This window comes from Enterobacter sp. MGH 4 (assembly GCF_000534735.1).
Taxonomy (GTDB): Bacteria; Pseudomonadota; Gammaproteobacteria; order Enterobacterales; family Enterobacteriaceae; genus Enterobacter; species Enterobacter intestinihominis.
On the sequence record NZ_KI973289.1, the window covers coordinates 622,196 to 648,940 of the forward strand.

The 26,745-nt window shown below is 56.5% G+C and carries 28 protein-coding genes; 20 read left to right on the forward strand and 8 right to left on the reverse strand.

Annotated elements, in window-relative coordinates:
• Window positions 1–31 precede the first annotated feature (31 nt).
• The 12 genes from tap to L350_RS19210 all read left to right on the forward strand — a co-directional run bounded on the left by tap (window position 32) and on the right by L350_RS19210 (window position 12,398).
• A complete protein-coding gene (gene tap / locus L350_RS19265) occupies window positions 32–1,633 on the forward strand; it encodes a methyl-accepting chemotaxis protein IV (RefSeq protein ID WP_032624035.1) in 1,602 nt (533 codons plus the stop codon).
• 19 nt (window positions 1,634–1,652) lie between these two features.
• Entirely contained in the window at window positions 1,653–2,519 is an 867-nt protein-coding gene (cheR, locus tag L350_RS19260) for a protein-glutamate O-methyltransferase CheR (protein ID WP_017384409.1), read from the forward strand.
• Window positions 2,516–3,565: a protein-glutamate methylesterase/protein-glutamine glutaminase gene (locus tag L350_RS19255; protein WP_014884341.1), complete on the forward strand. Its 1,050-nt coding sequence runs from the start codon at window positions 2,516–2,518 to the stop codon at window positions 3,563–3,565. The genes cheR and L350_RS19255 overlap by 4 nt, the downstream gene beginning before the upstream one ends.
• Window positions 3,566–3,582: 17 nt before the next feature.
• The gene (gene cheY, locus L350_RS19250) at window positions 3,583–3,972 is read left to right on the forward strand and encodes a chemotaxis response regulator CheY (RefSeq protein WP_000763862.1); all 390 of its coding nucleotides are present in this window, start codon (window positions 3,583–3,585) and stop codon (window positions 3,970–3,972) included.
• A gap of 10 nt (window positions 3,973–3,982) precedes the next feature.
• Window positions 3,983–4,627 carry a protein phosphatase CheZ gene (cheZ, locus tag L350_RS19245; protein WP_022648501.1) on the forward strand — a complete coding sequence of 215 codons (645 nt, stop codon included), beginning with the start codon at window positions 3,983–3,985 and terminating at the stop codon, window positions 4,625–4,627.
• Between the two features lie 149 nt (window positions 4,628–4,776).
• Entirely contained in the window at window positions 4,777–5,925 is a 1,149-nt protein-coding gene (flhB, locus tag L350_RS19240; RefSeq protein WP_022648500.1) for a flagellar biosynthesis protein FlhB, read from the forward strand.
• Window positions 5,918–7,996: a flagellar biosynthesis protein FlhA gene (gene flhA, locus L350_RS19235; RefSeq protein ID WP_003859723.1), complete on the forward strand. Its 2,079-nt coding sequence runs from the start codon at window positions 5,918–5,920 to the stop codon at window positions 7,994–7,996. The genes flhB and flhA overlap by 8 nt, the downstream gene beginning before the upstream one ends.
• Window positions 7,996–8,388, forward strand: a complete 393-nt coding sequence (locus L350_RS19230) for a flagellar protein FlhE (protein WP_022648499.1) — start codon at window positions 7,996–7,998, stop codon at window positions 8,386–8,388. The genes flhA and L350_RS19230 overlap by 1 nt, the downstream gene beginning before the upstream one ends.
• Window positions 8,389–8,649: 261 nt before the next feature.
• Entirely contained in the window at window positions 8,650–10,233 is a 1,584-nt protein-coding gene (locus tag L350_RS19225; RefSeq protein ID WP_022648498.1) for an MFS transporter, read from the forward strand.
• Between the two features lie 4 nt (window positions 10,234–10,237).
• Window positions 10,238–11,377, forward strand: coding sequence for a beta-galactosidase BglB (locus L350_RS19220; RefSeq protein ID WP_032622451.1), 1,140 nt, complete (start codon window positions 10,238–10,240; stop codon window positions 11,375–11,377).
• Between the two features lie 244 nt (window positions 11,378–11,621).
• Window positions 11,622–11,912 (forward strand): hypothetical protein, encoded by a 291-nt coding sequence (locus L350_RS19215; protein WP_032624037.1) that lies wholly within the window; start codon window positions 11,622–11,624, stop codon window positions 11,910–11,912.
• A 45-nt stretch (window positions 11,913–11,957) separates the two neighbouring features.
• Window positions 11,958–12,398, forward strand: coding sequence for a DUF3421 domain-containing protein (locus tag L350_RS19210; RefSeq protein WP_022648495.1), 441 nt, complete (start codon window positions 11,958–11,960; stop codon window positions 12,396–12,398).
• A 45-nt stretch (window positions 12,399–12,443) separates the two neighbouring features.
• On the opposite strand, the gene argS is transcribed toward L350_RS19210, so the two are convergent.
• Entirely contained in the window at window positions 12,444–14,177 is a 1,734-nt protein-coding gene (gene argS, locus L350_RS19205; RefSeq protein WP_022648494.1) for an arginine--tRNA ligase, read from the reverse strand.
• Between the two features lie 238 nt (window positions 14,178–14,415).
• Between argS and L350_RS19200 the strand changes: the two genes are divergently transcribed.
• Window positions 14,416–14,976: a VOC family protein gene (locus L350_RS19200; protein ID WP_032624038.1), complete on the forward strand. Its 561-nt coding sequence runs from the start codon at window positions 14,416–14,418 to the stop codon at window positions 14,974–14,976.
• Between the two features lie 78 nt (window positions 14,977–15,054).
• Window positions 15,055–15,798 carry a copper homeostasis protein CutC gene (cutC, locus tag L350_RS19195; RefSeq protein ID WP_032624039.1) on the forward strand — a complete coding sequence of 248 codons (744 nt, stop codon included), beginning with the start codon at window positions 15,055–15,057 and terminating at the stop codon, window positions 15,796–15,798.
• Window positions 15,799–15,996: 198 nt separating this feature from the next.
• Here cutC and cmoB read toward each other — a convergent pair whose 3' ends face one another.
• From cmoB to L350_RS19170, 5 genes are read right to left on the reverse strand one after another with little or no spacing between them, the layout of a single operon-like run.
• Window positions 15,997–16,968 (reverse strand): tRNA 5-methoxyuridine(34)/uridine 5-oxyacetic acid(34) synthase CmoB, encoded by a 972-nt coding sequence (gene cmoB, locus L350_RS19190; protein WP_015570275.1) that lies wholly within the window; start codon window positions 16,966–16,968, stop codon window positions 15,997–15,999.
• Entirely contained in the window at window positions 16,965–17,708 is a 744-nt protein-coding gene (gene cmoA, locus L350_RS19185) for a carboxy-S-adenosyl-L-methionine synthase CmoA (RefSeq protein WP_032624041.1), read from the reverse strand. The genes cmoB and cmoA overlap by 4 nt, the downstream gene beginning before the upstream one ends.
• Before the next feature lie 40 nt (window positions 17,709–17,748).
• Window positions 17,749–18,144 carry an MAPEG family protein gene (locus tag L350_RS19180; RefSeq protein WP_032624043.1) on the reverse strand — a complete coding sequence of 132 codons (396 nt, stop codon included), beginning with the start codon at window positions 18,142–18,144 and terminating at the stop codon, window positions 17,749–17,751.
• A 51-nt stretch (window positions 18,145–18,195) separates the two neighbouring features.
• Window positions 18,196–19,014: a DUF72 domain-containing protein gene (locus L350_RS19175; protein ID WP_032624044.1), complete on the reverse strand. Its 819-nt coding sequence runs from the start codon at window positions 19,012–19,014 to the stop codon at window positions 18,196–18,198.
• A complete protein-coding gene (locus L350_RS19170) occupies window positions 19,011–19,577 on the reverse strand; it encodes a hydrolase (protein WP_023300447.1) in 567 nt (188 codons plus the stop codon). The genes L350_RS19175 and L350_RS19170 overlap by 4 nt, the downstream gene beginning before the upstream one ends.
• Before the next feature lie 263 nt (window positions 19,578–19,840).
• On the opposite strand from L350_RS19170, the gene aspS reads away from it, so the two are divergent.
• From aspS to ruvB, 6 genes are all read left to right on the forward strand, one after another.
• Window positions 19,841–21,613 (forward strand): aspartate--tRNA ligase, encoded by a 1,773-nt coding sequence (gene aspS / locus L350_RS19165; protein WP_023300446.1) that lies wholly within the window; start codon window positions 19,841–19,843, stop codon window positions 21,611–21,613.
• A gap of 1 nt (window position 21,614) precedes the next feature.
• Window positions 21,615–22,058, forward strand: coding sequence for a dihydroneopterin triphosphate diphosphatase (gene nudB, locus L350_RS19160; RefSeq protein WP_023300445.1), 444 nt, complete (start codon window positions 21,615–21,617; stop codon window positions 22,056–22,058).
• Window positions 22,059–22,085: 27 nt separating this feature from the next.
• Window positions 22,086–22,826, forward strand: a complete 741-nt coding sequence (locus L350_RS19155; RefSeq protein ID WP_003859747.1) for a YebC/PmpR family DNA-binding transcriptional regulator — start codon at window positions 22,086–22,088, stop codon at window positions 22,824–22,826.
• Window positions 22,827–22,860: 34 nt separating this feature from the next.
• Entirely contained in the window at window positions 22,861–23,382 is a 522-nt protein-coding gene (ruvC, locus tag L350_RS19150) for a crossover junction endodeoxyribonuclease RuvC (protein ID WP_014884319.1), read from the forward strand.
• 80 nt (window positions 23,383–23,462) lie between these two features.
• Complete coding sequence (gene ruvA, locus L350_RS19145; protein WP_022648487.1) at window positions 23,463–24,077, forward strand: Holliday junction branch migration protein RuvA; 615 nt, start codon at window positions 23,463–23,465, stop codon at window positions 24,075–24,077.
• Window positions 24,078–24,085: 8 nt separating this feature from the next.
• On the forward strand, window positions 24,086–25,096 hold the full coding sequence (gene ruvB / locus L350_RS19140) for a Holliday junction branch migration DNA helicase RuvB (RefSeq protein WP_006811035.1): 1,011 nt from the start codon (window positions 24,086–24,088) through the stop codon (window positions 25,094–25,096).
• Window positions 25,097–25,148: 52 nt separating this feature from the next.
• Here the strand turns inward: ruvB and znuB are convergent, their stop codons facing one another.
• On the reverse strand, window positions 25,149–25,934 hold the full coding sequence (gene znuB, locus L350_RS19135) for a zinc ABC transporter permease subunit ZnuB (RefSeq protein ID WP_022648485.1): 786 nt from the start codon (window positions 25,932–25,934) through the stop codon (window positions 25,149–25,151).
• On the reverse strand, window positions 25,931–26,686 hold the full coding sequence (gene znuC / locus L350_RS19130; protein ID WP_003859757.1) for a zinc ABC transporter ATP-binding protein ZnuC: 756 nt from the start codon (window positions 26,684–26,686) through the stop codon (window positions 25,931–25,933). The genes znuB and znuC overlap by 4 nt, the downstream gene beginning before the upstream one ends.
• Between the last annotated feature and the right edge of the window lie 59 nt (window positions 26,687–26,745).

The following is a 26,745-nucleotide window of genomic DNA, read 5'->3' on the forward strand; positions in this document are numbered from 1 at the left end:
CGCGGCTGCTTGCCGCTTGATGGGAGCGTGGATGTTAAATCGTATTCGTATCTCGACCACACTGTTTTTGATTCTGATCCTGTGTGGGGTTTTGCAGGTTGGCAGTAACGGGTTGTCTTTCTGGGCGTTTCGCGATGGCTATCAGAATTTGCAGGAAGTTGAGACGAGTAATCAGCAGCGCTCCGCACTGGCACAAACGCGTGCCGTGCTGTTACAGGCAAGCACTGCGCTGAACAAAGCAGGGACGTTAACCGCGCTGAGCTATCCGCCGGATGATATTAAGGCGCTGATGGTCGTGGCCCGCAGCAGCCTGAAGCAGGCCGACGCGCAGTTTAAGGCGTTTACGGCGCAGGAGGCGGTGAGTGAGAAAGAGAAAACGCTGAAGGTCGCCATGAAAAAGACCTTTGATGTGTGGTACGGCGATCTCGACCATCAGGCGACGTGGCTGGAGAACAACCAGCTCTCTGACTTCCTGACCGCGCCGGTGCAGGCGTCTCAGGCGGCATTTGACGACAGCTTTAACGCATGGCAGCAGGATATTAACCAGTTTGTGGCGCGTGCCGGTGCGGACAGCCGTACCAGCTACCGCATGTCAGGGGTGATTTTCCTGACCATGGTGATCCTGGCCGCCCTGCTGACCGGCGGCTCGCTGTGGTGGTCGCGCAAAATGATCGTCCAGCCGCTGGCGATCGTCAGCAGCCACTTCGACAGTATGGCGAAGGGCGACCTGGCGCGTCCGGTGGCCGTGTATGGCAGGAATGAAATATCAGCGATTTTCGCCAGCCTGAAGGCGATGCAGAGTTCGCTGCGGGAAACGGTAAGCAACGTTCGTCAGGGCAGTTACGCCATGCATACCGGGATCTCCGAGATTGCGGCAGGCAATAACGACCTCTCATCCCGCACCGAACAGCAGGCGGCATCGCTGGCGCAGACGGCGGCCAGCATGGAGCAACTGACCGCGACGGTAAGCCAGAACGCCGATAACGCGCGTCAGGCGTCCGACTTGTCAAAACAGGCGGCGATGACGGCGAAACGTGGGGGCGACCAGGCTTCTCACGTCGCCAGCACGATGCAGCAGATTGCCGCCAGCTCGCAGAAAATTGGCGACATTATCAGCGTCATCGACGGTATCGCGTTCCAGACCAATATTCTGGCGCTGAACGCGGCCGTTGAAGCGGCGCGTGCCGGAGAGCAGGGGCGCGGGTTCGCGGTGGTTGCCGGTGAAGTCCGAAACCTCGCCAGTCGCAGCGCCAACGCGGCGAAAGAGATCAAAGGGCTGATAGAAGAGTCGGTCTCCCGCGTTCAGCAGGGCTCCGCGCTGGTGGATACCGCCGCGCAGACCATGCACGAGATTGTCACCTCCGTGACGCGGGTTAACGACATTATGGGCGAGATTGCCTCGGCGTCTGATGAACAACGCCGTGGTATTGAGCAGGTGGCGCAGGCCGTTACACAGATGGATCAGGTTACGCAGCAGAACGCCTCACTGGTGGAAGAGGCGGCGGCGGCTACCGATCAGCTGGCAAACCAGGCGGATCACCTTACCGGGTTGGTCGCCGTATTTAATGTGAAAGAGCACGTTGAAGCAGTAACAGAAGTCGGACGGTCACAGGCCGTACCCGTTGTATCCTGAATGTGATTGAGAAGGCGCTATGACATCACCCATGCCCTCAGGGCAAACGTCATTATTGTTGCAGATGACACAGCGCCTCGCGCTGTCCGACGCGCATTTTCGTCGGATATGTCAGTTAATCTACCAGCGTGCGGGGATCGTGCTTGCGGACCATAAGCGAGACATGGTCTACAACCGGCTGGTGCGGCGCTTGCGCACGCTGGGGCTGGATGATTTTGGCCGCTATCTGAGCATGCTCGAAGCGAACCAGAACAGCGCCGAATGGCAGGCATTTATCAACTCATTAACCACCAACCTGACCGCGTTTTTCCGCGAGGCGCATCACTTCCCGGTGCTGGCGGAACACGCCCGTCGCCGTAGCGGAGAGTATCGCGTCTGGAGCGCGGCAGCCTCTACCGGGGAAGAGCCGTACTCGCTGGCCATCACCCTTGCAGACACCCTGGGAATGGCGCCGGGCCGCTGGAAAGTGTACGCCAGCGACATCGACACCGAAGTGCTGGAAAAAGCCCGTAACGGCGTTTATCGCCAGGATGAACTAAAAACGCTGTCTCCTCAGCAGCTACAGCGTTACTTCATGCGCGGTACCGGCCCGCATGAAGGACTGGTGCGCGTACGCCAGGAGCTGGCGAACTGCGTGGAATTTGCTCCCGTTAATTTACTGGATAAGCAGTACAACGTGCCGGGGCCATTCGACGCCATTTTTTGCCGTAACGTGATGATCTATTTTGATAAAACGACGCAACAGGACATTCTGCGTCGCTTTGTTCCGTTGCTCAAGCCTGACGGTTTACTGTTTGCCGGGCACTCGGAAAACTTCAGCAACCTCGTGCGTGAGTTTAGCCTGCGTGGGCAAACGGTTTATGCGCTGAGTAAGGAAAAAGCATGAGTAAAATCAGGGTATTGTCTGTCGATGATTCGGCGCTGATGCGTCAGATCATGACCGAAATCATCAATAGCCACAGCGATATGGAGATGGTGGCAACAGCGCCCGATCCGCTGGTCGCGCGGGATTTAATCAAAAAATATAACCCCGACGTGCTGACGCTGGATGTCGAAATGCCACGCATGGATGGCATCGATTTCCTGGAAAAATTAATGCGCCTGCGCCCGATGCCGGTGGTGATGGTGTCATCTCTGACCGGTAAAGGTTCAGAAATCACCCTGCGCGCGCTGGAGCTGGGGGCGGTGGATTTTGTCACCAAGCCGCAGCTCGGCATTCGCGAGGGGATGCTGGCGTACAGCGAGATGATCGCCGAGAAAATCCGTACCGCGTCGCGCGCAAAACTGGCGGCCCACAAGCCGATGGCCGCGCCGGCAACCCTGAAGGCCGGACCGTTACTCAGCTCGGAAAAACTGCTGGTCATTGGGGCGTCAACCGGAGGAACAGAGGCAATTCGCCATGTACTCCAGCCATTGCCGCTCTCAAGCCCGGGTATCCTGATTACGCAACATATGCCGCCGGGCTTTACCCGCTCATTCGCGGAGCGCCTGAATAAGCTGTGCCAGATCAGCGTGAAAGAGGCGGAAGACGGCGAGCGCGTGCTGCCAGGTCACGCGTATATCGCCCCGGGTGACAAACATATGGAGCTGGCGCGCAGCGGGGCGAACTATCAAATCAAAATTCATGACGGGCCGCCGGTTAACCGGCACCGTCCGTCGGTGGATGTGCTGTTTCATTCGGTGGCGAAACATGCGGGGCGCAACGCCGTGGGGGTGATCCTGACGGGGATGGGCAACGACGGCGCCGCCGGAATGCTCGCGATGCACCAGGCTGGCGCCTGGACGATTGCGCAGAATGAAGCAAGTTGTGTGGTGTTCGGCATGCCGCGCGAGGCCATCAATATGGGTGGCGTAAGCGAAGTGGTCGATCTTAGCCAGGTAAGCCAGCAGATGCTGGCGAAAATCAGTGCCGGACAGGCAATACGTATTTGACTCAGGAGTATTATTTTATGGCGGATAAAGAGCTTAAGTTTTTGGTTGTGGATGACTTTTCCACCATGCGTCGCATTGTGCGCAACCTGCTAAAAGAGCTAGGCTTCAACAACGTTGAAGAAGCAGAAGACGGGGTGGATGCGCTGAACAAACTCCAGGCTGGCGGGTTTGGTTTTGTGATTTCCGACTGGAACATGCCGAACATGGACGGTCTCGAACTGCTGAAAACCATCCGCGCGGATGCAGGCATGGCCTCTCTGCCGGTGCTGATGGTGACCGCAGAAGCGAAGAAAGAGAACATTATTGCCGCTGCACAGGCGGGCGCAAGCGGCTACGTGGTGAAGCCATTCACCGCGGCGACTCTGGAAGAGAAGCTCGGGAAGATCTTCGAGAAACTCGGCATGTGAGGTGATGGAAATGTTGCAACCTGCTATGAAACCCGTTGAAGAACATTCGCCGAGCGACATTATTGCCCGTATTGGTAGCCTGACCCGCATGCTGCGCGACAGCCTCCGTGAGCTGGGGCTGGACCAGGCTATCGCCGAAGCGGCGGAAGCCATCCCCGACGCGCGCGACCGTCTGGACTACGTGGTGCAGATGACCGCGCAGGCGGCCGAGCGAGCGCTGAACAGCGTTGAGGCGTCACAGCCGCACCAGGATGCGATGGAGAAGGGGGCGAAAGCGCTGACCCAACGCTGGGATGAGTGGTTTGAGAACCCCATTGAGCTGGCGGATGCCCGCGAACTGGTAACGGACACCCGTCAGTTCCTGGGCGATGTGCCAGGACACACCAGCTTCACCAATGCGCAACTGCTGGACATCATGATGGCGCAGGATTTCCAGGACCTCACCGGCCAGGTGATCAAGCGCATGATGGATGTGATTCAGGAGATTGAACGTCAGCTGTTGATGGTGCTGCTGGAAAATATTCCGGAACCGGCTGCCCGTCCGAAACGCGAGAACGAAAGCCTGCTCAATGGTCCACAGCTTGACACCAGTAAAGCGGGCGTGGTGGCAAGCCAGGATCAGGTGGACGATCTGCTGGACAGTCTTGGTTTCTGATTGCCCTTCTGCCTCAGGCTGTGAACGCGGCCTGAGGTTGTTCAGAACAAAAACAGCGAAAAGAGCCCGAATAAACGGGCTTTTCCCGCCATTGGATTTTCTCTGCGCTGGCATGATACCCGTGAATTAATGGGCTGCGAGCAGGCACAGTGGCAGAAGAGAACGACGACAAAACAGAAGCCCCCACACCCCACCGACTTGAAAAAGCCCGTGAGGATGGGCAGATCCCCCGATCCCGAGAGCTGACCTCCCTGCTGATCCTGGTGGTGGGCGTCTGCATAATCTGGTGGGGCGGGGAGATGCTTGCCCGCAGACTGGCGGGAATGCTCTCTGCTGGCTTACGTTTTGATCACAGCATGGTCAATGACCCCAATCTGATCCTCATTCAGATCATCAACCTGGTAAAAAGCGCCATGATCGCTCTGCTGCCGTTGATTGCCGGGGTGGTCATCGTGGCTCTTGTTTCGCCGGTCATGCTCGGTGGCCTGGTGTTCAGCGGTAAATCGCTGCAACCGAAATTCTCCAAGCTCAACCCGCTACCCGGTATTGCGAAAATGTTTTCAGCTCAAACCGGGGCTGAGCTTCTTAAAGCGATCCTGAAATCGCTTCTTATGGGCAGTGCTGCCGGGTTTTTTCTGTGGCACCACTGGCCGGAGATGATGCGTCTGATCAGTGAATCCCCCATGACGGCGATGAAGAATGCCCTGAACCTGGTCGGATTAGGCTCGCTGCTGGTGGTTCTCAGCATTATTCCGATGGTGGCGTTCGACGTTATCTTCCAGATCTTTTCCCATATCAAGAAGCTGCGAATGTCGCGTCAGGATATTCGCGATGAATATAAACAGATGGAAGGCGACCCGCACGTCAAGGGCCGTATCCGCCAGATGCAACGTGCTGCCGCGCGTCGTCGCATGATGGAAGATGTGCCGAAAGCCGATGTGATTGTCACTAACCCGACCCACTACTCCGTGGCGCTTCAGTACGACGAAAACAAAATGAGCGCACCGAAAGTGGTGGCGAAAGGGGCCGGGCTAATTGCGCTGCGCATTCGTGAAATCGCGACGGAAAACCGCGTACCGATCCTTGAAGCACCGCCATTAGCCCGTGCGCTGTATCGCCACGCGGAAATTGGACAACAGATCCCGGGCCAGCTCTACGCCGCTGTCGCAGAGGTGCTGGCCTGGGTGTGGCAACTGAAACGCTGGCGTTTAGCGGGCGGTCAACGACCTGTAAAACCTGAGAACCTTCCGGTGCCTGAAGCACTGGATTTTTTGAACGAGAAGGACACTGATGGCTAATCTGGTGGCAATGTTGCGCCTGCCCGGCAACCTGAAATCGACGCAATGGCAGATCCTTGCCGGACCGATTCTGATCCTGCTAATTCTGTCGATGATGGTGCTGCCGTTACCGGCATTTATCCTCGACCTGCTTTTCACCTTCAACATTGCGTTGTCCATCATGGTGCTGCTGGTGGCGATGTTCACCCAGCGCACGCTGGAGTTCGCCGCGTTTCCAACGATCCTGCTGTTCACCACGCTGCTGCGCCTCGCGCTGAACGTTGCCTCCACGCGTATCATCCTGATGGAAGGGCACACCGGCGCGGCGGCGGCGGGCAAGGTGGTCGAAGCCTTCGGTCACTTCCTGGTGGGCGGCAACTTCGCCATCGGTATCGTGGTGTTCGTCATTCTGGTGATTATCAACTTCATGGTTATCACTAAAGGGGCGGGGCGTATCGCAGAAGTGGGCGCGCGCTTCGTGCTCGACGGGATGCCGGGCAAGCAGATGGCAATCGACGCCGACCTGAATGCCGGGCTGATTGCGGAAGATGAAGCAAAAAAACGCCGTGCCGAAGTGACCCAGGAGGCAGATTTCTACGGCTCCATGGACGGTGCGAGTAAGTTTGTGCGCGGTGACGCCATCGCGGGCATTCTGATCATGGTGATTAACGTCGTCGGCGGCCTGCTCGTCGGCGTGCTGCAACACGGCATGGACATGGGCCACGCAGCGGAAAGCTATACGCTGCTGACCATTGGTGATGGTCTGGTGGCGCAGATCCCGGCACTGGTGATCTCCACCGCGGCGGGGGTGATTGTGACCCGCGTCAGCACCGATCAGGATGTAGGCGAGCAGATGGTGGGGCAGTTGTTCAGCAACCCGCGCGTTATGCTGCTCTCCGCGGCGGTACTGGGCCTGCTCGGTATGGTGCCGGGCATGCCAAACCTGGTATTCCTGCTGTTCACTGCCGCGCTGCTGGGCCTTGCCTGGTGGATGCGTGGCCGCGAAACGCAGCCTAAGGCAGAGCCAGCGCCGGTCAAAATGCCTGAGAATACCCAGGCGGTGGAAGCCACCTGGAACGACGTTCAGCTCGAAGATTCGCTGGGGATGGAAGTGGGGTACCGCCTGATCCCGATGGTGGATTTCCAGCAGGATGGCGAACTGCTTGGCCGTATCCGCAGCATTCGTAAAAAATTCGCCCAGGACATGGGCTTCCTGCCGCCGGTGGTGCATATCCGGGACAATATGGATCTCCCGCCCGCCCGCTACCGCATCCTGATGAAAGGGGTGGAAATCGGCAGCGGTGATGCGTACCCCGGCCGCTGGCTGGCGATTAACCCTGGCACTGCCGCAGGCACGTTGCCGGGTGAGCAGACGACCGACCCGGCCTTTGGTCTGGCGGCCATCTGGATTGAGAGCGCCCTGAAAGAGCAGGCGCAGATCCAGGGTTACACGGTTGTTGAGGCCAGTACCGTGGTCGCGACGCACCTCAACCATCTTATTGGCCAGTTCTCCGCGGAACTGTTTGGACGTCAGGAGGCGCAGCAGCTGCTTGACCGCGTAACGCAGGAGATGCCAAAGCTAACCGAAGATTTGGTGCCGGGCGTGCTGACCTTAACCACCCTGCACAAAGTGCTGCAAAATCTGCTTGATGAGAAGGTGCCGATCCGCGATATGCGCACCATTCTGGAAACACTGGCCGAGCATGCGCCGCTCCAGAGCGATCCACATGAGCTGACGGCGGTGGTGCGCGTGGCGCTCGGGCGCGCCATAACCCAGCAATGGTTCCCGGGAACCGGCGAAGTGCAGGTGATTGGCCTGGACACGCCGCTGGAACGTCTGCTGCTTCAGGCCCTACAGGGCGGTGGCGGGCTGGAGCCGGGTCTGGCGGACAGATTGCTGGCGCAAACCCAGGAGGCGCTGGCGCGTCAGGAGATGCTGGGCGCGCCGCCGGTGCTGCTGGTGAATCATGCGCTGCGTCCGCTGCTGTCGCGCTTCCTGCGCCGGAGCCTGAACCAGCTGGTGGTGCTGTCGAATATGGAGCTGTCCGATAACCGCAATATTCGCATGACGGCGACCATAGGAGGGAAATAATGCGTAAGTGGCTGTGGATCTTATTTTTCCCGCTGGCGGTGCAGGCCGCAGGCGAGGGGGCATGGCAGGCCAGCAGTATCGGCTTAACGCTCAACCATCGGGGGGAGTCGATCTCCTCCCGTCCGCTGTCAGCCTCTGAGCCCGTCTCCGGGCAGATGACGCTGGTGGCCTGGAGTTACACCCTGACGGGACCCACACCGGCCGGGTTGCGGGTGCGGCTGTGCTCGCTGACCCGCTGCGCGGAAATCGAGGGCCAAAGTGGCATCACCCAGGCCTTCAACGGGGTGTCTGCTCAGGAACCTTTACGCTTTATCTGGGAAGTGCCAGGCGGTGGACGTCTGATCCCGGCGCTGAAGGTTCAGCGCAACGAGGTGCTCGTCAACTACCGCTAACTGCCCGCCTTTTCGCCAGTCTTCAGGCATTTCTGAAGGCTGGCTGGCAAAATTGACCTTCCCTTTTGATACAAAAGAAACGCTGTTTTATAAATCAGTGACACGCGTATTGACACTCTTTGCATTTTTGCCATTCACCACCCTGTGATGGCAGAAACAGAAAGGTTTCACCAGGTCGATACTTTTACTGTAGCCGTGTAAAAGCTCCCGGACGAGGTTTGCTTACAGGGAGTCTCCCAAAACTGATTAGGGTTGACGGCAATGAAAACACGTAAAATTGGACTCGCAAATTATCTTGCTTACGGTTCAGGGGACTTCCTCGGAGCGGGGACTACCGCCCTGACGGCCGCCTGGCTTTTGTATTTTTATACGACCTTCTGTGGACTCACACCGATTGAAGCAACCTTTATCTTCGCCGCCGCAAGGGTGCTGGATGCGGTTGTCAGTCCGTTAATGGGCTTTTTAACCGATAATTTTGGTACCACCTGGCTGGGTAAGCGTTTTGGCCGGCGTAAGTTCTTCATCCTGCTCGGTATTCCCTGCGTTTTCAGCTACTCGCTGATGTGGGTAGGGGACATGAGTTTCTGGTATTACCTCCTGACGTATCTGATCTTTGATATTGTTTACACCATGATTCTGGTGCCGTATGAAACGCTGGTGCCGGAAATGACTGACGATTTCAAACAAAAAACCAAATTCTCCGGGGCGCGTATCTCCATGGCCCAGATGTCCGCCATTCTGGCCTCCTTCCTGCCGGGGATCCTGCTCACGCATTTCGGCAAAGACAACGCGATCTCCTTCTTCTATGCAAGCCTGGTCTTCTCCGTACTCTGCGCGCTGATGCTTACTTTCGTCTGGTTCTTCACCTGGGAGCGTCCGCGGGAAGAGTGGTCTGAAGCAGCCCTGCGCGCTGAAGAAGAGAAGAAAAAGCTGACCCTGGGACAGAGCCTGAACCGTCTTTTTGTCGAATTAAGTTCGACGCTGCGTATCAAGATTTTCCGCCAGCATCTGGGCATGTATCTCGGCGGCTATATTGCCCAGGATGTGTTCAACGCCGTATTCACCTATTACGTGGTGTTTGTGCTGATGCAGGAAGCATCCATGGCGTCCAACCTGCTGGGCACGATGGCCATCTTCCAGTTCCTCGCCGTGATTGGCATGATCCCGCTGTGCATTCGCTTCGGACCTGCGCCGTCTTACCGCATGGTGGTCGTGCTGTTTGGCCTGGCCTCGCTCTCTTACGCGGTGCTTTATTACGCGGGCCTGAGCGACGTTTACGCTCTGCTGCTGCTGATCTCTGCGGTTGCCGGTCTTGGCCGCGGGGGTATCAACTACGTACCGTGGAATACCTACACCTACATTGCTGACGTGGACGAAGTGATCACCGGTCAGCGTCGCGAAGGGATCTTCGCGGGCATCATGACGCTGACCCGTAAAGCGTCCCAGGCCGGTGCGGTAATGCTGGTGGGGATCGTGATGCAGATGTCTGGCTTTGTCAGCGGTCAAAAAGTGCAGCCTGCGGAAGTGAGCCACACTATCCTGATGATCCTGAGCGTCGGCACCATTCTGGTACTGTTCTGCGGCTTCCTGGTCTCCCTGCGCTTCAAACTCAATTTGCAGACCCACAGCACCCTGCGTGAAGAGACCGCGAAAATGCGCGAGTCCGGCCATGCGATGCCGGAGGCGGCGACCCCGCAGGCCCGCGCCACCGTGGAGATGCTGGCCGGTATGCCGTATGAATCCCTGTGGGGCAACAACAATATCGGTTACCTGAATCGCAACAAGCCGGCGGCCCCTTCACTGAAGGATCGTGCGGTACTGAATTCGACATACAACAGAGGTTAAGATGATGAAAGTTTGGCCTGTCAAACATAGCCCGTTACTGCGTCAGCCTGAGCGCTTTATCGCCAGGGATGAACTGAAATCGCTGATTCAAAAGGTGACGCATAATCTGGTCAATATCCACGACAAAACGGGTGAGTTTTTGCTGCGGCTGGACGACGGGCGCGTGATCGACACCAAAGGCTGGGCCGGATGGGAATGGACGCACGGCGTTGGTTTGTACGGTATCTGGCAGTATTACTGCCAGACCGGTGACGCAGGCATGCGCGAGATTATCGACAGCTGGTTTAATGACCGTTTCGCAGAAGGCGCAACCACCAAAAACGTGAATACCATGTCGCCGTTCCTGACGCTGGCGTATCGCTACGAAGAGACCAAAAACCCGGCCTGGCTGCCGTGGCTGGAAAGCTGGGCGGAATGGGCGATGAATGAGATGCCGCGCACCGAACATGGCGGCATGCAGCACATCACACTGGCGGAAGAGAACCATCAGCAGATGTGGGATGACACGCTGATGATGACGGTGCTGCCGCTGGCGAAAATCGGCAAACTGCTTAACAAGCCGGAGTACGTCGAGGAGGCGATCTATCAATTCCTGCTCCACGTACAGAACCTGATGGATCGTGAGACGGGGCTGTGGTTCCACGGCTGGAATTACGACGGCAATCACAACTTTGCCCGGGCCCGCTGGGCGCGCGGCAACAGCTGGCTGACCATCGTGATCCCGGATTTCCTCGAACTGGTGGATCTGCCAGAAAACAACGCCGTTCGTCGCTATCTGGTGCAGGTGCTAAATGCGCAGATCGCCGCACTGGCAAAATGTCAGGATGAGAGTGGATTGTGGCATACGCTGCTGGACGATCCTGATTCTTATCTGGAGGCGTCGGCCACGGCAGGGTTTGCCTACGGCATTCTGAAAGCCGTGCGCAAGCGGTATGTCGGCGCAGAGTATGCAGAGGTGGCGGAGAAAGCGATCCGCGGTATCGTGCAAAACATCTCGCCGGAAGGGGAACTGCTGCAAACGTCCTTCGGGACGGGGATGGGCAGCGATCTGGCGTTTTACCGCCAGATACCGCTGACCTCGATGCCGTATGGACAGGCAATGGCGATTTTGTGCCTGACGGAATATTTACGGAAATATTTTTAATACCTGAATAATAATCTCATTACTGCAAAGCCTCTTTTAGAAGAGGCTTTTTTAATAATGGTACCGGGAAAATACCTTACGCTATCAATATCAGGCGTGTTATATATTGATGGGGTGAATACTAGGCTGGAAATACGTTGCGCTTAGTATTAAATCGTGATTTTCTTCACAAAACACAATCCGTATTTATCCTATTTTTTATCTGCGTTAAGATTCTTCTAATATTCATACAAGGAGTGATGCAATGGAAAATACAATGGGCGGTATTATCGTTAACCCTGCTGTAAATATGCATGCTGATAAAATGTCTGAAGAACATATCAATATGTTCGACACGGTTTTCAAGGATATTGATGGTGCGGGTTATTTCCCACTACTGTATGTCGGAAGCCAGCTTGTGGCTGGCCAGTTCCATACCTTTATTGCGCTTCGCCGTTTTATCCATGCGGAAGGCCCGGAAAAATCACTGGTTAAGGTGATTATTTTTCAAAGCCTGAATAATGACTTTGCCATTCATTCAATTTCTGAGTTTTAATGATTTTAACTACGGATAATTATTTAGACTGAAAAGGACATCATTATGTGGAAATCAGCGAAAAGAGATGAGTTTATCCCATTGGACGCGCCTGTAGCAGGTTATGAAATAGGTGTTCCTGGTATCAAAGGACCATCTCCATTGTTTATTATTCGCGCAAAAGTGAATGGTGGGATTCATCCGGGGAAATGGGTGTTCGGCAATACGGCATGGGTCCCATGGGGAGGAAGAGAGCACTTTTGTAATGAATTTGAAGTTTACGTGGGCGCTTTAAAATGGGTAGACGTTAAGGATAAACATTTCCCACCGAATATGGTTGAGGCGGGACATGAAGCCAATGGCACTAAGCTCTACGTTGCCCGTGCAAAATTCGATAACGGTCTCTTTGTGGGTAAAGCTGGAAGTCACCTCAGCAGAGGTTGCTGCATCGGCTATAACGGCAGAGAGTATGAATTAGATACCTTCCAGGTACTCGTTCACGACTGATGGCGTTCATTTATAAAAAAACCCGGCAACCGCCGGGTTTCTTTTTTACATACGTTCTATGGTTTCGATACCCAGGGTATCCAGACCCAGTTTCAGGGTCTTCGCCGTCAGCTGCGCCAGCTTCAGGCGGCTGTTACGCACCGCTTCGCTCTCGGCGGTCAGGATAGGGCAGTGTTCGTAGAAGCCAGAGAACAGACCGGCCAGATCGTAAAGGTATGCACACATAACGTGCGGCGTACCGTCGCGCGCGACCACAGAGAGCGTCTCTTCGAACTGAAGCAGGCGGGCAGCCAGCTGTGCTTCACGGTCTTCGGTAAGGGTCACCGTGGCGTTCGCCAGCACGCTTTCGTCAATACTGGCTTTACGGAAGACGGAGAGTACGCGGGTGTAAGCGTACTGCATGTACGGCGCCGTGTTGCCTTCAAACGCCAGCATGTTGTCCCAGTCGAAGATATAGTCGGTGGTACGGTTCTTGGAGAGATCCGCGTATTTTACCGCACCGATCCCAACCGCGTTAGCCAGTTTCTCCAGCTCGTCAGCAGGCATATCCGGGTTCTTCTCGGCCACCAGGCGACGGGCGCGCTCCAGCGCTTCATCCAGCAGATCGGAGAGCTTCACGGTGCCGCCCGCACGGGTTTTGAACGGCTTACCGTCTTTACCCAGCATCATGCCGAACATGTGGTGTTCCAGCGGCACGGAATCCGGTACATAACCCGCTTTACGCACGATAGTCCACGCCTGCATCAGGTGCTGGTGCTGACGGGAGTCGATGTAATACAGCACGCGGTCCGCATGCAGGGTTTCGTAACGGTATTTCGCACAGGCGATATCGGTGGTGGTGTAGAGATAGCCGCCATCCTTTTTCTGGACGATCACGCCCATCGGTTCGCCTTCCTTGTTTTTATACTCATCAAGGAATACTACCGTTGCGCCTTCGCTTTCCACCGCCAGGTTTTTGGCTTTCAGGTCCGCCACAATGCCCGGCAGCATCGGGTTATACAGGCTTTCACCCATTACGTCGTCGCGGGTCAGGGTCACGTTCAGACGGTTATAGGTAAGCTGGTTCTGGGACATGGTGATGTCCACCAGCTTGCGCCACATCTCGAGGAAGTACGGATCGCCGCCTTGAAGTTTCACCACGTAGCTGCGCGCGCGCTCGGCAAAGGCTTCGTCTTCGTCGTAGTGTTTTTTGGCTTCACGGTAGAAACCTTCCAGGTCTGCCAGCGCCATTTCGCCTGCGTTTTCCTGCTGCTGTTTTTCCAGATATGCGATCAGCATACCGAACTGCGTGCCCCAGTCGCCTACGTGGTTAGCGCGGATCACCTTGTGACCGAGGAACTCCAGGGTACGCACGGCCGCATCACCGATAATGGTGGAGCGCAGGTGACCGACGTGCATCTCCTTCGCCACGTTTGGCGCGGAGTAGTCAACCACCACAGTCTGCGCTTCTGGCTGAGCCACGCCAAGACGGTCAGATTTCAGCGCCGCGTCAACGTGGCTTGCCAGGAACGCAGGCTCAAGGAAAATGTTGATAAAGCCCGGACCGGCGATTTCGGTTTTGCTGGCGATGCCGTTGAGATCCAGATGCGTCAGTACCTGCTCAGCGAGCTGTCGCGGCGGCATGCCCAGTTTTTTAGCCACTGCCATCACGCCATTAGCCTGATAGTCGCCAAACTGTACTTTCGCTGACTGACGAACCTGTGGTTCGCAATCCGCAGGCGCACCTGCGGCAATCAGTGCCTGACTGACTTTTTCTGAGAGAAGAGCCTGAATATTCACCTGGATACCTTACGTTTTTGATGCGGGTAAAAAACACCCACGCCAGTTTAAGAATTTAGGGCGGGAGTATACTGCAAATGGCCTCGGGCGTCAGCCCTGCGGGGGGCGAAGATCGCTCAGAATCCAGGCGAAGACGGTATGCATAATCATGCAGTCGAAAAAACCGTGATTATGCGGTTGGTCGACAGAGGGCAACAGAGTAAATTAGCGGCTTTGCGACACGAAACGAGACTGACCTATGGCGAACTGGCACACCATTGACGAACTGCATGATATTTCCGCAGATTTACCGCGCTTCACCCAGGCGTTCACAGAACTTGCCACCCGTCTCGGGCTGGATATCGCGCCGCTTGAGGCAGATCACATCTCTTTGCGCTGCCACCAGAATGCCACCGCAGAACGCTGGCGGCGTGGCTTTGAGCAGTGCGGAGAACTGCTGTCAGAGAATATCATTAACGGTCGCCCGATTTGCCTGTTCAAACTTCACGCGCCGGTTACGGTGGCGCATTGGCAATTCACCGTTGTGGAACTGCCCTGGCCAGGAGAGAAGCGTTATCCGCACGAAGGCTGGGAGCATATCGAAATTGTTCTGCCTGGGAAGCCCGAGACGCTGAACGCCCGTGCGCTGGCGCTGCTGTCCGACGAGGGGTTAAGCCAGCCGGGTATTTTCGTCAAAACCAGCTCGCCAAAAGGTGAGCGCGAACGCCTACCGAACCCTACGCTTGCCGTAACGGACGGCAGCGTGACGGTGAAATTCCATCCCTGGACTATTGAGCAGATCGTCGCCAGCGAAGCGTAAGCACTGTGAGCGTCGATCCAGACACGAATCGGGCAACGTGCCACGATGGTACGTTGAGTGAAATTTAAGGAGGATGACATGGCGCTGATGGAAATTTGTTGTTACAGCGTGGAGTGTGCCGTCACTGCGCAACGGCAGGGGGCCGATCGCATCGAGCTTTGCGCGGCACCGAAAGAAGGGGGATTAACCCCGTCCTTTGGCGTGCTGAAATCAGCTCTTCAGGCCATCACCATTCCGGTGCACCCGATTATTCGCCCGCGCGGCGGTGATTTTTGTTATACGGCGGGTGAGTTCAGTGCCATGCTTGAGGATATCGCCCTCGTCCGTGATTCCGGTTTTCCGGGGCTGGTGATCGGTGTGCTGGACGAAGACGGAAACATCGATCTTTCGCGTATGCGCCAGGTCATGCGCGCAGCCCAGGGAATGGCGGTCACTTTTCATCGTGCGTTCGATATGTGCCAGGATCCGATACAAGCCTTTGATACGCTGGCAGAACTGGGCGTGGCGCGCGTTCTGACGTCGGGCCAGCAGCCCTCGGCTGAAAAAGGACTGAAATTAATTACGGAACTAAAAGCACATTCCGGTGTTCCAATAATCATGGCGGGCGCAGGAGTACGCGCCAGCAATCTGGAACTGTTTTTAAACGCAGGGGTGGAAGAGCTACACAGCTCGGCGGGTAAATGGATACCTTCACCCATGCGTTATCGCAATACAGGGTTGTCAATGTCGACGGATGCTGAAGCGGATGAGTACTCGCGCTACGGTGTGGATGGAGAGTCGGTTGCGGAAATGAAATCGCTGATTGAACGTCATCACGTGTAGCAACGTACCGATTTTTACCGCGCATCATGTCGCCCAATATGATGCTTGCTTGTACCAGGCCCCTGCAATTTCAACAGGGGCCTTTTTTTATTCTTGCCCCTCACCCTAACCCTCTCCCCACAGGGGAGAGGGGACTGCACGGTGCGGTCTTTTCACCCTCGCCCCTTTGGGGAGAGGGCCGGGGTGAGGGGATAAATACTACGGCTTCGTTGCAATCAGCACCGCACGCATCGGGGCCGGATAGCCTTCGATGGTTTTACTGTGATCGTCCGGGTCGAGGAACTGCTCCAGCGATTCGGTGATCATCCAGTCGGTGCGGCGCTGTTCCTCAACCGACGTCACGCACACATCGGCGATGCGTACATCGACAAACCCACATTTCTCCAGCCAGTTCTTCAGCGCCAGCGCGGAAGGGATGAAGTAAACGTTGCGCATCTGCGCATAGCGATCGCCTGGCACCAGAACGGCATGTTCATCCCCTTCGATGACCAGCGTTTCCAGCACCAGCTCACCGCCGCTGACCAGCTGATCTTTCAGTTGCCAGAGATGCTCCAGCGGGGAACGACGGTGGTACAGCACGCCCATCGAGAACACGGTATCAAAGGCTTTCAGAGCAGGGAGTTGCTCGATACCCAGCGGCAGCAGGTGCGCGCGCTGGTCGTTACCCAGCAGCTTTCGCACCGCTTCAAACTGGCACAGGAACAGCTGCATCGGATCGATACCGACGGCCAGATGCGCGCCTGCGCCGATCATGCGCCACATGTGATAGCCGCTACCGCAGCCCACGTCCAGAATGGTGCGCCCGGTCAGGTCGGATAAATGCGGCAGAACGCGATCCCACTTCCAGTCTGAGCGCCATTCGGTATTGATGTTCACGCCGTACAGCGAGAACGGCCCTTTGCGCCACGGCATCAGGTTACGCATCAGCGTTTCGATGCGGTTGATCTGCCCGGCCGGGAGCGGCTCTTCGCTCTCCGCCGTCACGCTGTGCAGTAAATCCAGACGATGAGGCGTCAGTTCAGGCAGAAACTCCACGGCGTTGGACCACTGCTTCAACAGACCATGCTGCTGATCGCGCTGCCAGGTGGCAATTTGCGCAGGCAGGGTTTCCAGCCAGTGGGATAGGTGGTTTTTGGCAATCAGCTGATAGAAATTACCGAACTCGATCATGCTGTGTCTCCGGCTTTCAGCGCCACCAGAGAACCAAAATTAAAGCACTGGAACCACAGTTCGCTGTGTTCAAATCCAGCTTTGCGCAGGCGCGCTTTGTGTGTTTCAACGGAATCCGTCAGCATGACGTTTTCAAGCATGCTGCGCTTCTGGCTGATCTCCAGCTCGCTGTAGCCGTTTGCACGCTTGAAATCATGGTGCATATTGAACAGCAATTCGCCCACGCTGGCGTCTTCAAAGCTGAATTTCTCAGACAACACCAGCGCGCCGCCCGGGTTCAGACCCTGATAAATTTTATCCAGCAACCGCTGACGATCGTCCGGCACCAGGAACTGAAGGGTAAAGTTCAGGACCACCATCGAGGCGTTCTGGATGTCGATATCGCGGATATCGCCTTCCACCACCTCCACAGGCGTAGGGGCTTTATACGCGTCAATGTGGCGACGGCAGCGTTCAACCATGGCCGGTGAGTTATCGACAGCCACAATCTTGCAGCCATCGTGATGAACGTTACGACGAATGGACAGCGTTGCCGCTCCCAGCGAACAGCCCAGGTCATAGACCTGCGTGCCGGGTTGAACGAAACGCTCCGCCAGCATGCCGATCATGGAGATGATATTGGAATAACCGGGAACAGAGCGCTGGATCATATCCGGGAAGACTTCGGCTACCCGTTCATCAAAGGTCCAGTCGCCCAGGCTGGCGATAGGCGCGGAAAAAAGCGTGTCGCGATCTGACATAACGTAAAAATCCGGGAAAAATAAAGGGGCATATTGTGCGCTAATGGAAGGAGAAAACCAACTCCCACGGCATATACCAAAGGTTAGCCAGCACCATCAGCAAAAGCGAGCACCAGGTCGCGCTCATGCCGGAACGACGCCAGCGGATCAGGCGGTGTTGAAAACCATAATAATGCATCAAACGCCCTGCAATCAGCAGCAGCCCACAGACGTGCACCATCCAGGTTTCAGCGCCATCCATCTCCATTAACAGCAGTAAAATTAACGCGACGGGAATGTACTCGACCGCGTTGCCGTGGATTCGGATTGCGCTTTGCAGCTCAGAAAAGCCCCCGTCACCGTAGGAGACGCGGTACTGCATTCTCAGGCGCACAACATCAAATGAAAATTTAATCAGCAGTAATGCACCTAACACCGCATACAGCGCGCTGACCATACTAACTCCCTGTTTTTGGCAGATGGCACGTCTCTATGATAGGGGGTGATTTCAGAAAAGAGAAGATTGTTGTGGGATGGACGGCGCGGGGCCAACCGACGGAACCGCCTGCTGCAAGGCCTGCCAGAGAGCATCGACCAGCTCAGGTACCTGGGCAATATCCGGCGTATGTAAAAACAGGTACGGAGTGGTGGTTTGCTCCCATTTCGCGAGCGTTTGCAGCCAGACGGCGAACATCTCCTCATTCTGTTGCATGTTATCGCTGCCGATAAACCGGACCATCGGGTTCTGCGCGGTAACAATGGCGTGAACCGGTACTTTCGGTTTTTTGCGCTGGGCATCAACAACGGCTTCGCTGTGCGGGATTGCGCTGTGCACGGGGCGGCTGTCGAGGATCACGCGGTTGACCGATCGTTTATGCAGGCCGCGATTCAGCGCTTTCTCCGCGTCGCCTTTGGCAAAGAAATCTGGATGCCTCACCTCCACACCGTACGTGAAATCGTGGGGCAGGCCGTCGAGAAACTGCCAGAGGGCTTGTAGATCGCGCGGGCCGAACGTGGCGGGAAGCTGGAGCCAGTACTGGCCAACACGGTTTGCCAGGGGCGACATCCGGGTGAAAAACTCGTGGGTTAAATCATCGCAGTTTCGCAGCGCGGCGTTGTGGGAGATGGTTGCCGGAAATTTGAAGCAAAAGCGGAAATCGTCGGTGGTTTGCTCGCGCCAGCGCTCGACGATCTCCGTGCGTGGCAGAGCGTACAGCGTGGTATTGCCCTCCACGCAGTTAAAGTGTCGGGCATACTCTTCAAGGCCAGTAATACCCAGGCGCACCCATTTCGGGTGCGACCACTGGGGCAAACCCACGTACATCATAGTGCGCTGAGGATCTCATCCGTGCTGCGCACGCGACCAATACGCGGGAAGATATGGGTCATGCTGCCCTGATGCTGATCCGCAGAGGCTGCGCTGCACGCATCTTCCGCTATCACCAGGTTAAAGCCCAGCTCCCAGGCGTTACGGGCGGTGGATTCCACACCGATGTTGGTGGAGATCCCGCACAGAATAATAGTGTCTATCCCGCGACGGCGCAGCTGGAGCTCCAGGTCAGTGCCATAGAATGCGCCCCACTGGCGTTTGGTGACTTCTACATCGCTGTCGCGTTTACCGAGTGAGACCGGGTATGTCCACCAATTGTCCGGCAGCGCATGCGCCGGGGCCTGAGCATCAACCGGCTGCTTTAGCGCTTCGGCGAAATCAGTGGACCAGCCGACGCGCACCATGACGACAGGCGCACCGCTGGCCCGGCATTTTTCCGCCAGACGCGCAGCGCGGCTTACAACATCGTCAGCGGTGTGTGGACCACCGGCAAAAGGCAGGATCCCTTCCTGTAAATCAATGACCACAAGGGCGGTTTTGGTGGCATCAAGCGTTAACATTGTCACTCCAGTAAAATTAATTGCTTTTTTACACCTTACGACGGGATGGCCTGTTATCGGTCGGATAATTTTGTTAATTTTTGTGAGAATAGACAATAAGAGCACAGCAAACACGCGTCAGGCCGTGCTTCGCTCTTATCGTGCGGCAGAATTTCCAGTATAATAGCCGCCTTTTTTCATCCAGTTGTGACATACAGAAAGCTGCGACATCGTAGCCTGTAAGACAGGCGACAATCAGCCTGCGGCTAATTAAGGGATATCTCATGCGTACAGAATATTGCGGGCAGCTGCGTCAGTCCCACGTCGGGCAGCAGGTCACCCTGTGTGGTTGGGTCAATCGTCGTCGCGATCTTGGTAGCCTTATCTTTATTGATATGCGTGACCGCGAAGGTATCGTTCAGGTGTTCTTCGATCCGGATCGCGCTGATGCGTTGAAGCTGGCCTCTGAGCTGCGTAATGAGTTCTGCATTCAGGTGACGGGCACCGTGCGTGCGCGTGACGAGAAAAACATCAACGCCGATATGGCGACCGGTGCTATCGAAGTGCTGGCGTCCGATCTGGTGATTATCAATCGCGCAGAAGCGTTGCCGCTGGACTCCAACCACGTCAACACCGAAGAAGCGCGTCTTAAATACCGCTACCTGGATCTGCGTCGCCCGGAGATGGCTCAGCGCCTGAAAACCCGTGCGAAAATCACCAGCCTGGTGCGTCGCTTTATGGATGACCACGGTTTCCTCGATATTGAAACTCCGATGCTGACCAAAGCCACGCCGGAAGGCGCGCGCGACTACCTGGTGCCATCCCGCGTCCATAAAGGCAAATTCTACGCGCTGCCACAGTCACCACAGCTGTTCAAGCAGCTGCTGATGATGTCCGGCTTCGACCGCTACTATCAGATCGTGAAATGCTTCCGCGATGAAGATCTGCGTGCAGACCGTCAGCCAGAATTTACCCAGATCGATGTGGAAACCTCCTTCATGACCGCCGAGCAGGTGCGTGAGGTGATGGAAGCCCTGGTGCGTAGCCTATGGAACGACGTGAAAGGCGTTGAGCTGGGCGATTTCCCAATCATGACCTTCGCGGAAGCCGAGCGTCGCTACGGCTCCGACAAACCAGACCTGCGTAACCCGATGGAGCTGGTGGACGTGGCAGACCTGGTGAAAGCCGTTGAGTTTGCGGTCTTTGCTGGTCCGGCTAACGATCCGAAAGGCCGCGTGGCTGCCCTGCGCGTACCGGGCGGTGCTGCCCTGAGCCGTAAGCAGATTGACGACTACGGCAACTTCATCAAGATCTACGGTGCGAAAGGTCTGGCCTATATTAAAGTAACCGAGCGTGCTAAAGGTCTGGAAGGCATTACCAGCCCTGTTGCGAAATTCCTGAATGCGGACATCGTGGAAGCTATTCTGGAGCGCACCGGCGCGCAGGACGGCGACATGATCTTCTTCGGCGCAGACAACAAGAAAGTCGTTGCGGATGCGATGGGCGCGCTGCGTCTGAAGCTCGGCAAAGACCTGAACCTGACCGATGAAAGCAAATGGGCCCCGCTGTGGGTGATCGACTTCCCGATGTTTGAAGACGACGGTGAAGGCGGCCTGACCGCGATGCACCACCCGTTCACCTCGCCAAAAGACATGACGGCGGCGGAACTGAAGGCTGCACCGGAAGATGCGGTAGCGAATGCCTACGATATGGTTATCAACGGCTACGAAGTGGGCGGCGGCTCCGTGCGTATTCACAGCGGTGAAATGCAGCAGACCGTGTTCGGCATTCTGGGCATTAACGAGCAGGAGCAGCGCGAGAAGTTTGGCTTCCTGCTGGACGCCCTGAAATACGGTACGCCTCCGCACGCGGGTCTGGCCTTTGGTCTTGACCGTCTGACCATGCTGCTGACCGGCACCGACAACATCCGTGATGTTATCGCCTTCCCGAAAACCACCGCAGCGGCGTGTCTGATGACTGAAGCGCCAAGCTTTGCCAACCCGGCCGCGCTGGCTGAGCTGGGCATTGAGGTGGTGAAGAAGGAAGAGAAAAACTGATATGGCATATAAGCGTCCCGTTTCGGTTCTGGTGGTCATTTATGCAGAAGACTCGAAGCGGGTGCTGATGTTGCAGCGGCGCGACGATCCTGATTTCTGGCAGTCGGTTACCGGCAGTCTGGAAGAGGGAGAGTCCGCGCCGCAGGCCGCCGCGCGTGAAGTAAAGGAAGAGGTCGCCATTGACGTTGCTCGCGAGCAACTGACCCTGAAGGACTGTCAGCGCACGGTGGAGTTTGAAATTTTTAGCCATTTACGTCATCGCTATGCACCGGGAATTGAGCGCAATACGGAATCGTGGTTCTGCCTTGCGCTTCCCCATGAGCGGGAGATCGTGTTCACGGAACACCTGACCTACCGCTGGGTGGATGCGGCGGATGCCGCCGCACTGACCAAGTCATGGAGCAACCGGCAGGCGATAGAAGAATTTGTAATTAACGCTGCCTGAGAAGGCGCGATTTTTGGAGAACTTTTTATGGCAGGTCATAGTAAGTGGGCCAACACCAAACACCGTAAAGCGGCACAGGATGCCAAACGCGGTAAAATCTTTACCAAAATCATTCGTGAGCTGGTAACAGCGGCGCGTCTGGGTGGCGGCGATCCGGCCTCTAACCCACGTCTGCGCGCGGCGGTGGATAAAGCCCTGTCCAACAACATGACGCGAGACACCCTGAACCGTGCAATCGCACGTGGCGTGGGCGGTGATGAAGACGCGAACATGGAAACCATCATTTATGAAGGTTACGGTCCTGGCGGTACGGCGGTGATGGTAGAGTGCCTGTCCGACAACCGTAACCGTACCGTTGCGGAAGTGCGCCACGCGTTCACCAAAACCGGTGGTAATCTGGGCACTGACGGTTCCGTTGCTTACCTGTTCAGCAAAAAAGGCGTCATCTCCTTCGAGAAAGGCGACGAAGATGCGATCATGGAAGCGGCGCTGGAAGCCGGTGCGGAAGACGTAGTGACCTACGACGACGGCGCTATCGATGTCTACACCGCATGGGAAGAGATGGGTGCCGTGCGCGATGCGCTGGAAGCGGCAGGTCTGAAAGCGGATAACGCTGAAGTGTCCATGATCCCTTCCACAAAAGCGGACATGGATGCAGAAACCGCACCGAAACTGCTGCGTCTGATCGACATGCTCGAAGACTGCGACGACGTGCAGGAAGTGTATCACAACGGTGAAATCTCTGATGAGGTTGCAGCGACTCTCTGATGAGAGCCTGTAAACCGTTTACGGGAGACGCGTGATGTCGATTATCCTCGGGATTGACCCCGGCTCACGCGTCACCGGGTATGGCGTTATCCGTCAGGTGGGACGCCAGCTAACCTACCTCGGCAGCGGCTGTATTCGTACCAAAGTGGACGATCTGCCGTCGCGCCTGAAGCTCATTTATGCGGGCGTGTCGGAGATCATCACCCAGTTTCAGCCGGACTTTTTCGCCATCGAGCAGGTCTTTATGGCGAAGAACGCTGACTCGGCGTTAAAGCTCGGGCAGGCGCGCGGCGTGGCGATAGTTGCCGCCGTGAACCAGGACCTGCCAGTGTTTGAATACGCGGCCCGTCAGGTTAAGCAGACGGTGGTGGGCATAGGTAGCGCGGAGAAAAGCCAGGTGCAGCACATGGTGCGTACCCTGCTGAAGCTCCCGGCGAACCCGCAGGCCGACGCCGCCGATGCGCTGGCCATTGCGATTACCCACTGCCACGTCAGCCAGAACGCGATGCAAATGAGCGAGTCGCGGCTCAATCTGGCGCGAGGCAGATTACGATAATGACAAATCAGGCTGGATGTTTATCCAGCCTTTTTTTATTATGTCGGCAGTTAATTTCATCCAGAACGCAGGAGCGTCACGTGATAGGCAGACTCAGAGGCATCATCATTGAAAAACAACCCCCGTTAGTGCTGCTGGAAGTGGGTGGCGTGGGCTATGAAGTCCATATGCCGATGACCTGCTTCTACGAGTTGCCGGAGGCGGGCAAAGAGGCGGTTGTCTTTACCCAGTTTGTGGTGCGTGAAGACGCTCAGCTGCTGTACGGATTCAATAACAAACAGGAACGCACCCTGTTCCGCGAATTAATCAAAACCAACGGCGTCGGGCCCAAGCTGGCGCTGGCGATTCTGTCCGGTATGTCAGCGCCACAGTTTGTGAATGCCGTTGAGCGCGAAGATCCGGCTGCGTTAATTAAACTTCCGGGCATCGGCAAGAAAACCGCCGAGCGCCTGATTGTCGAGATGAAGGACCGCTTTAAAGGTCTGCATGGCGATCTGTTCACTCCGGCGGCCGATCTGGTGCTGACTTCACCGGGCGGGCCAGCGACGGATGATGATGCCGAGCAGGAAGCGGTTGCCGCGCTGGTGGCGCTGGGCTATAAACCTCAGGAGGCCAGCCGTATGGTGAGTAAAGTTGCCAAACCGGATGCCAGCAGTGAAACTCTGATTCGTGAAGCGCTGCGCGCTGCATTGTGAGGTAAAGGATGATTGAAGCAGACCGCCTGGTATCGGCAGGCACCATTCAGCCAGATGACGTGGTGGATCGCGCGATCCGTCCAAAACTGCTGGATGAGTACATTGGCCAGCCGCAGGTTCGTTCTCAGATGGAGATTTTCATCCAGGCGGCAAAGCTGCGCGGCGATGCGCTCGATCACCTGTTGATTTTTGGTCCGCCGGGGTTAGGTAAAACCACTCTGGCGAATATCGTCGCCAACGAAATGGGCGTTAACCTGCGTACCACCTCCGGCCCGGTGCTGGAGAAAGCAGGGGACCTGGCGGCGATGCTGACCAACCTCGAACCGCATGACGTGCTGTTTATCGATGAAATCCACCGCCTGTCCCCGGTGGTGGAGGAAGTGCTCTATCCGGCGATGGAGGATTACCAGCTGGATATCATGATCGGCGAAGGCCCGGCCGCGCGCTCGATCAAAATCGATCTGCCACCGTTTACCCTGATTGGTGCCACGACCCGCGCCGGCTCGCTGACCTCACCGCTACGCGACCGTTTTGGTATCGTGCAGCGTCTGGAGTTTTATCAGGTGCCCGACCTTCAGCATATTGTGGGGCGCAGCGCGCGCTACATGGGGCTGGATATGAGCGAAGAGGGAGCGTTTGAAGTGGCAAAACGTTCCCGCGGTACGCCGCGTATCGCCAACCGCCTGCTGCGTCGCGTGCGTGATTTTGCCGAGGTGAAGCACGATGGCACCATTTCGGCTGACATTGCTGCGCAGGCGCTGGATATGCTGAACGTTGATGCCGAAGGCTTTGACTATATGGACCGTAAGCTGCTGCTGGCGGTGCTGGATAAGTTCTTTGGCGGGCCGGTGGGGTTGGATAACCTGGCGGCGGCAATTGGCGAAGAGCGTGAGACTATCGAGGACGTGCTGGAGCCGTATCTGATCCAGCAGGGCTTCTTGCAGCGTACCCCGCGTGGTCGTATGGCGACGGTGCGGGCGTGGAATCATTTCGGCATTACGCCGCCCGCGATGCCGTAAGTAGCGATTAATGGTAGCCCCGGTAAGCGAAGCGCCACCGGGGACATGCTGACTACTGCGCGGTTTTTTTCATCATACTGAAAATAAACAACACCGCCGCGCACAATACCACCGACGGCCCCGCTGGCGTGTCATAAAACGCCGAGAAGGTTAATCCGCCCGTCACTGCGATCATCCCGATTATCACCGCGATACCGGCCATTTGCTCCGGCGTACGCGCAAAACGACGCGCCGTGGCGGCAGGGATTATCAACAGCGACGTGATGATCAGCGCGCCAACAAATTTCATCGCCACCCCGATGGTTAACGCCGTCACCAGCATCAAGAGCAGCTTCACGCGCTGAAGCTTCACGCCGTCGACAAAGGCCAGATCGGGGCTGACGGTCATTGCCAGTAAATTCCGCCACTGCCACAGCAGGATCCCGAGCACCACCACCACGCCAATGGCAATGGAAATCAGATCTTCGGGCGTGACGGCCAGCAGATCGCCGAACAGATAAGCCATCAGGTCCACGCGGATGTTTGACATCAGGCTCACCACCACCAGGCCCAGCGACAGGGCGCTGTGCGCCATAATGCCGAGCAGGGTATCAATGGCCAGGTGAGGGCGTTTTTCCAGCCAGACCAGACCGGCGGCCAGCAGCAGCGTGACGACAATCACCGCATAAAAAGGGTTCACGTCCAGCAACAAACCAAACGCGACACCCAGCAATGACGCATGGGCCAGCGTATCGCCGAAATAGGACATTCTGCGCCAGACGACAAACGAGCCGAGTGGACCCGCAGCGCAGGCAAGCATAATCCCGGCCAGCCAGCCGGGCAGTAACAGTTCAATCATGAGTGTCCATTTCCCCGACGCAGGACAATTCGTCCCTGTAAATCATGGCGGTGATTGTGATTATGGCGATAGATGCCCAGCTGTTCGGCGCCACGATGGCCAAACATGGAGATAAATTCGGGATGCATTGACACCACTTCCGGCGTGCCGGAACAACAGATGTGATGGTTCAGGCACAGCACTTCGTCGGTTTTGGCCATTACCAGATGCAGATCATGGGAGACCATCAGCACCGCGCAGTTAAGCTCCCGACGGAGCTGGTCGATAAGATCGTACAGCGCAACCTGACCGTTGACGTCGACACCCTGCGTCGGCTCGTCCAGGACCAGCAGCTGAGGGCTGCTGAGCAGGGCGCGGGCAAGCAATACGCGCTGGGTTTCACCGCCCGACAGCTTTTGCAAAGGCGCCTCAACAAGATGTCCCGCCTGAACGCGTTTTAGCGCCGGTAGGATATCCGCTTTACGCGTACCGGGACGGAGACGCAGGAAGCGGCTCACCGTCAGGGGCAGGGTGGCATCAAGATGTAATTTTTGCGGCACATAGCCGATACGCAATTTGTCCTCGCGGACGATAACACCTGCGTCAGGGGCTACCAGGCCTAATACGACGCGCACCAGCGTCGATTTGCCTGCACCGTTAGGGCCGAGCAGCGTGAGTATTTTGCCGGGCTTCAGATTCAGCGACACGTCAGAAAGGACGCGGCGCTGGCCGAATGAGACCGAAACATTTTCAAGAGAAACTAAAGTCGTCATGTCAATTTAAGCTTGCAGAAGTCATCGAATGTTATAATATCACATTCCACGCATTCATT